General features: G+C 43.1%; 3 protein-coding genes. 1 reads left to right on the forward strand and 2 read right to left on the reverse strand.

Features of this window, described 5'->3' with window-relative positions:
- Positions 1-261: 261 nt before the first annotated feature.
- Both C7382_RS09780 and C7382_RS09785 read right to left on the reverse strand, forming a co-directional pair.
- Entirely contained in the window at positions 262-1,809 is a 1,548-nt protein-coding gene (locus C7382_RS09780; RefSeq protein ID WP_116680087.1) for a T9SS type A sorting domain-containing protein, read from the reverse strand.
- 83 nt (positions 1,810-1,892) lie between these two features.
- On the reverse strand, positions 1,893-5,249 hold the full coding sequence (locus C7382_RS09785) for a T9SS type A sorting domain-containing protein (protein ID WP_116680088.1): 3,357 nt from the start codon (positions 5,247-5,249) through the stop codon (positions 1,893-1,895).
- 536 nt (positions 5,250-5,785) lie between these two features.
- Between C7382_RS09785 and C7382_RS09795 the strand changes: the two genes are divergently transcribed.
- On the forward strand, positions 5,786-6,582 hold a 797-nt coding region (locus C7382_RS09795; protein ID WP_133241554.1), incomplete at its 3' end, for a Gfo/Idh/MocA family protein.

Genomic DNA, 6,582 nt, shown 5'->3' on the forward strand with positions numbered 1-6,582 from the left:
ACTGCCAAGAAAGTGGGCGGACACGGTGGCATGGACTACATCATGGACTACCGACTCATCTACTGCCTGCGCAACGGATTGCCCCTCGACATGGACGTATATGACTTGGCAGAGTGGCTATGAGCTTTAGCCGATGCAGCAGTAGAGAAAAGTTGGAAACAGCCAAATGATGGAAGCCGAAATCGAGAGAAAAAGGCGGACTGCGTCTGCGGGTGTTTCTTGTACCCGTGGACGCAGCCCGATCAAGCGTTGTGTGGTTACTTATAGGGCGATCTTGCCGATGATGCGTTTTCCGCTTATGCCCGTTGCTCCAATCAAATAGATGCCTTGAGGCAGGTGCCCAGAGCCGATGCGAACGCTTTCTGCATTCGTCACTTCTTTTCGCGCTACGCGAATACCCGTCGTATTATAGATGCTGACTTCTCCTGTCAGTTGTTCATCTGGAGAATTGATGACGATTTCATTCCCCTCTACATATACCTGCATCTTCACCTCAGCCAAGGGGGAGATAGATGTCCATTCCCATGCAGTCGGATGGGGGGAAGTTGAGACAAGCAGATGTGTCAAGTTTTGTGGATCCTTGGTGATCATATAGTAATAACCATCCCTGTCGATTCCCCGAAAGCGCGAAGAGTATAATTGTCCATAAATGGTTTTGTCCTCTTCAATTGGACTTAATGGAAGGCTTTCCCACTCTGTTTGCCCTAATTTGCCAACCCACATACCCCCGCTTTCGAAGCTATTCCAGTTTGGAGTGCCATAACCTTCATTATTCCGTCCGGATAGATAAATATAACCGGCACGATCTATCAAAAAGCTATACGGGTCAATCCCCTCAAGATGAAGTACAGAATTAGGGGGCGTAGTAATATACATATTCCCAATCAGTCGTTTGTGATATACTTTTTCTTTAGCATCATACATAACGATGAATTTGGGGTCATTGCTCGCGTCATATACGGGATAGTTGTATATGCCATTTTTCCACTCAGTAAAATAAAGATTACCATTGTCATCTATGGCAGGGGCATTTAATGTCATGGGTGCATTCCTCGATGGATATAAAGGGAGCTCCTTTTCTGCGGTCAAATCGAAAATTTTATTCATACTATAACCATGAAAATTGCAATTGACAATCGCATAGGTTTGTGTCCTGTCATGATTAGAAGCAATATAAACAAATATGTTTTCATTTCCCTCGTTCATTTCGTATGGAATATCAAAGGAAAATATTGGTTCGAATGTATCATAATTGCCAGAGGATTTGTAAATAGCGTATGCAGTAATCAAGAAAAGCGTGCCATCGGAAGCCTTGTGTACGGCAAGCATTCTATCTTCCGGCACAGGGCAGTCTTTCTCCCTTCTCTGAGATTGGTTTGTGGGTGGGAGTTCGAATAGAATCCGTCCCTCTCCAAAGGGATCGGAAAGCTCGTGTAGTCGAGATTTCTCGCATGCGTACAACTTGTCGTCCAAAGATACATCCCACGAATAGATTCGCTTAGCCCCTAAGGGCCATTCTACGATCTCGTTCAAGGTAAAGTAAGGACATTCTTTCCAATCTGCTTCGCCATCTGTAACGCTCTTGGCTGTCAGCACCATCGACTTCTCCGTGCCCTGAGGACAAGCATATCCTATATAGGCATAAGCCCTTCCCGAACGCCCGATTACAGCATCGAAGAAAAAATGGGCATTGGGCGAAACAGCCAGGACTGGATTTTCCAATTCTTTCCAAAAAGCCGGGGCATGTGTTTGACTTTCCAGTGGCAGTAAAGACAGACACAGACAGATAATGAATAATAATTTTTTCATATCAATTGAGTTTAAATGTCTCCTTCAAAAAATGAACCTCTTCTATAAGAGCACTATTTTTTGAAGGAGATGATTTTATATTTTTACTTAACAATCAATTTCTTGTATTCGCTTCTTGTTCCATCAATTGAGAGAGAGTAGAAGTAATAACCGCTTCGAAGATGAGCAATGTTGATTTCGATGCTATGTGCTCCCATCAGCAAAAGACCTAAATCTTTACTAACAGCAGGTGTACCATAGGCATCAATAATCTGAATGCTGATCTTGCCCTCTTTTTTCAATTCAAAAGGTATCGTAACTTGCTCCTCTGCAGGATTGGGTACCGACTGGTGTAACACGATTGTCGGACAAAGAGTCGGTATTGAGCGGGTGATAGAAATGGGCGAGTCGAATAAAGAACCCAACTGTTCATCGCGATAATTCGAGAATGCATCCACTATTCCCTCAATGTCGTTGCTTTCTTCTGTTTTTCGGAGATTGATTGGCTCGGAGGCATTCAAGTATATTTGATCAATAGAGGCAAATACAGAGTCCTGAATTGAGTAAGGAAATAGTTCGATCCCTTGAAGTTGAGACAGAGCTTGCTCCGTATTTCCTTGACATATTTCGCTTAAAGCTTTAATGTATCGACTGTTTTCTGCCAAGGAGACATTCTCCGATATAGCTGAAGATTGATCAAGATAGCCGTAGAAATTCTCCCAGTTATCACCTGAAGCCACTTCCAATGCGTAGAGTCTTGTTAGAGCTATTGGTGCTAATATGTCATTGGAATATGTTTCAACAACACTCTTTAAGAGCATCCGAGCTTCTTCAATACTGCCGATCGCTTGCATTTGATCAGCATTGGCAAACAATTCATACCCATTGCTTTCACTATCTCCTCCCCGAATATTGCACATTGGCAAAATTGTATAGCCAGAGGGATAAAGATGAGTGTCAGGAGTAAAGCCTTCCCCCCAAGCATTGTAACGCAAATCCACTCGTCCCGACAAGATTGGAGTATCAAGATAAAACCATTTGCTGTTGTTCGTGCCGGAAAAATAATTGTATCTGCATGGGTAAGGCATACAATCGGACGAAGCATAAACTTGGTTATTCGTATTGTCCTCGATTACTTGCATTTGGTTAGTGTCTGTATAGCAATCACTACCTGATAGAATTGCTACGCTACGGTTCAGTAGCAACACCCCATTTTGATTGTTGCGGATTTTATTATCTGTGATCGTGACAACGCTATTATAGACATTTATCCCACCGAATCCTCGAGATATATTGTCAAGGGCGTTGTTTGAAATGATATTGTTTCTGATTAGATTCATACCCTGATTAGTTCTACGATTACAATACATGAGCGCAATTCCATTTTTATGGTAATTGCTGATTGTATTGTTTGTAATGTTCAGATTATTGCATCCGGAAAGCAGTATTGCGTCTTTTCTCAAACCTTGCCCGTCAAATAGACAGTTCTTAATATTACTTCTTAGAGACTCTTCTGTAGTTGCAAGCTGTTGTCTTCTTTGTACAATAACGTTACTCTTTATAAATCGAGAAGAGGAAGCAGAAAATTCTCCTCTTTCATTTTGATAGATACTGGTATTTGTAAAGTCGCAATCGTTAAAACTTGTGGTTTCGAGTGAGGAGTGAATGATGCAGTTAATGAATTTTGCCTTTTGCAATTCCGCACTATTTGCGTTGTTCACTAATCTGATGATGAGTGGTTCCTCTGTGTTTGACATGAAAGTCACATTCTCTCCGATAACTAAATCTCCTTCAATCGTAATTTCATTTTTGCCACTTTTTGCCTCAATGGTTACGTTATTTTGAATCGTTAAAAGTGCCCCTGGCTCTACTTTGATATGGCTATTGTACATCTGTAGCTTCGCCCTAAATTCGAGGTTCAAAGATGAACCTGATGCCAACAAAGGAGAGAACCGACTATAAACAGGTCCTTCATAGCTAATACTGCCAGATATTGGTTCTTCGTGAGGCAGAAGTTGGTATGGAATCCTGATATCGGTGGCAGAATTGTTGATTATAGGAGTTGTTCCAAAATTCTCGCTAATAATTTCGAATACTTCACCCCAACGATAATCAATTAATGACACAGAAGATATATTGCCTTGATACAGGCTTTCTGGGTCATTTTCATTGATTCTTAGACGAATAGCTTTTAGATTATCATCGGAAAAGTTTTCTGGGAAATTAAGCCCTATCTCTAGGGAGGTGTTGTTTGCTCCATTCATGGGGAAACAACCACCAAGATTGGAAAAAGAAAAAAACTGATATAGGGGATACTGTGGGGAAGGTAGGAAAGCCTCCTCTTTAAGAAGAGATATGCGAAGTTTGTGTCTGCATGGGTGTTGTATCGTTGCCTTGACCATAAGCTCCGGTTCATTGGCCTTTAGAGCTTCCATCACATAGCATTGCTTATTGTATATAGCATCCTGTGTAAGTGTCGGGTATGATACAGTTGTTGCAAGGATGCTATAGAGCATATATATGTAACCTCCATCGTTTGACGTCGGAAAAGTGGATCCCCAACTATTAACGACTTTAACCGCTCCGATCTCCCAGTCGCTCATGTCAACTCGACCGTCACCGTTTATATCAATATCATTAGTGTATCTGCCATCACCGTTGACATCGTAACGAACATTGTCATCATATCCGACAATAGTCATTACGTGAAAGCCAACTCTACTACTATCGTATTTAAACCATATTGACTTGCCGGCATGGGGCGTACCAGAGGCTAATACTCCCTTTTTGAGCCCAAAATAATATGCGGCAAAGCATGCCAAACCTCCTGTTTTTGCTCCCTCATGATGGTCAGCAAGCCAATGTTTTAAGCTCTTTAGCCCTTCCTCATCACCGATTTTTATCTGTCCATGTTTTTTGATTTTATTGTGATTTGCATAATAATAATTCATGTAGTTACCCATCCAGAATCGAGGGTCATTGTTTGGATTTTGATATGTAATTTTATCAGGACATCCATTCTCTTTGATGATCGTCCACCCATGTTGCATCCAAGATCCCGATCCATTGCCATTGTTTAGAAAATTCCAAGTGTAATGGGTCGGGTATTGATTGTCAATAATACTTGAATTCAATAGACGCAATCGATTAATTTCATACGTAAAAGTATAGCCAACCCCAGCGGCTTGAGCGCAACTTTCTCCATTCTGAGTGAAAACGGGAGCCATAAATATATGCTGCGAGTTGTCTGCTGATGGAGGTAAAAACTTCTCCAAGGAGCTTGCAGATGGCTCAAATACAGGTAGTTGCCGTAGTTGTAGTGCCATTTCAGGTGTAGGCACTGGAAGAGTTCCAGCCAACCATGGTTCTCCATTTGGATTCGGATTGACATTCACGACTTGTGAAAAACTGCTTAGAGTTCCCAATAGGAACGCTGAAGCAAGGCGAAAACTTTTTTTCATATAAATTAAAATTATTCTCCTAAACAGAAGAGGTGAATTAATACCACCGCAATATAGTGTATTCTTTTGATAAAATCAAACTTGGAGAAAAAAATACATTTTTGCACATTTCGCACATAAATGTGTAGATATCGTTCGTATATGCATCTTTAGTAAAGGGTCGAAGTCTTTTTATTATAATATAGGAGTGTAATGAAGCGAGCTATTGAAGGTTGAGATTCTTTTGTTGGTGTGCATGTATGAAGAGGCAACGACTTCCTCTTTTGCCTCTGTGTACATGTACGCGAATGAGAAAACTGCGTTTTTGGGCTTTACGTACATGTACGCGGACATGAAAACGCCATTTTTTGCTTCTGCATATGTGTCCACGAACGTGAAAACTCCGTTTTTTGCTTTGCGTACCTGTGAGAAAAGTCAAAAACTCGCTGTAATAGAGTTTGTTATTGTGATTTCTGTAAGGAAAACGCAGCTGTGTAGTCTGTTTGCTGTTGCATTACTTAGACGTATCTTTGTCACGCAAGAAAATCTAACGAAGTATGATACATAAAGTTTTTGGTACGCTCTGTGTGATTTTGGCCGTGGCCGTAGGCTCCGTACTCCATGCACAGAAGCCCGCCGTGGGATATGCTCCCATCACTGTAGAGACTCCCGCACGCCCTGCCGGGCAGCAGGACGTTTTGCAATTGACCACTCCCAAGATGGAGACTGTGCGCATCGGAATTATCGGCCTCGGTATGCGCGGCCCGGGTGCCGTGGAGCGTTTTGTCCACATTCCCGGGGCTCAGATCGTGGCACTCTGTGACATCGAGCCGGACAGGGTGGAGAAGACACAAGAGATCCTCGTCAAGGCGGGACTCCCCAAGGCAGCAGCCTATTCCAGTAGCCCCGATGCTTGGAAAAAGTTGTGCGAACGCCCCGATATCGACCTCGTCTATATCGTCACGGACTGGAAGACTCATGCCGAGATGGGGGTCTATGCCATGGAGCATGGCAAGCATGCCGCCATCGAAGTACCGGCTGCCATGACCTTGGACGAGATATGGAAACTCATCGACACCTCGGAGCGTACGCGCAAGCACTGCATTCAGCTGGAGAACTGCGTTTACGACTACTTCGAGCTGACGACTCTCCACATGGCTCAGCAGGGGCTGTTGGGAGAGATACTCCATGCCGAAGGTGCTTATATCCACAACCTCGAAGACTTCTGGCCCTACTACCACAACAACTGGCGTCTGGATTACAATCGTGAGTTTCGCGGCGACGTCTATGCCACGCACGGCATGGGGCCGGCCTGCCAATTGCTGGATATCCACCGCGGCGACCGCATGAAGAC

It is taken from the genome of Porphyromonas loveana (genome assembly GCF_003096695.1).
In the GTDB taxonomy this organism is placed as follows: domain Bacteria; phylum Bacteroidota; class Bacteroidia; order Bacteroidales; family Porphyromonadaceae; genus Porphyromonas; species Porphyromonas loveana.

Bases quoted from the DNA above. Each gene is read 5' to 3' on its own strand.
- C7382_RS09780 (WP_116680087.1), bottom strand. From the start codon at position 1,809: ATGAAAAAATTATTATTCATTATCTGTCTGTGTCTGTCTTTACTGCCA.
- C7382_RS09785 (WP_116680088.1), bottom strand. From the start codon at position 5,249: ATGAAAAAAAGTTTTCGCCTTGCTTCAGCGTTCCTATTGGGAACTCTA.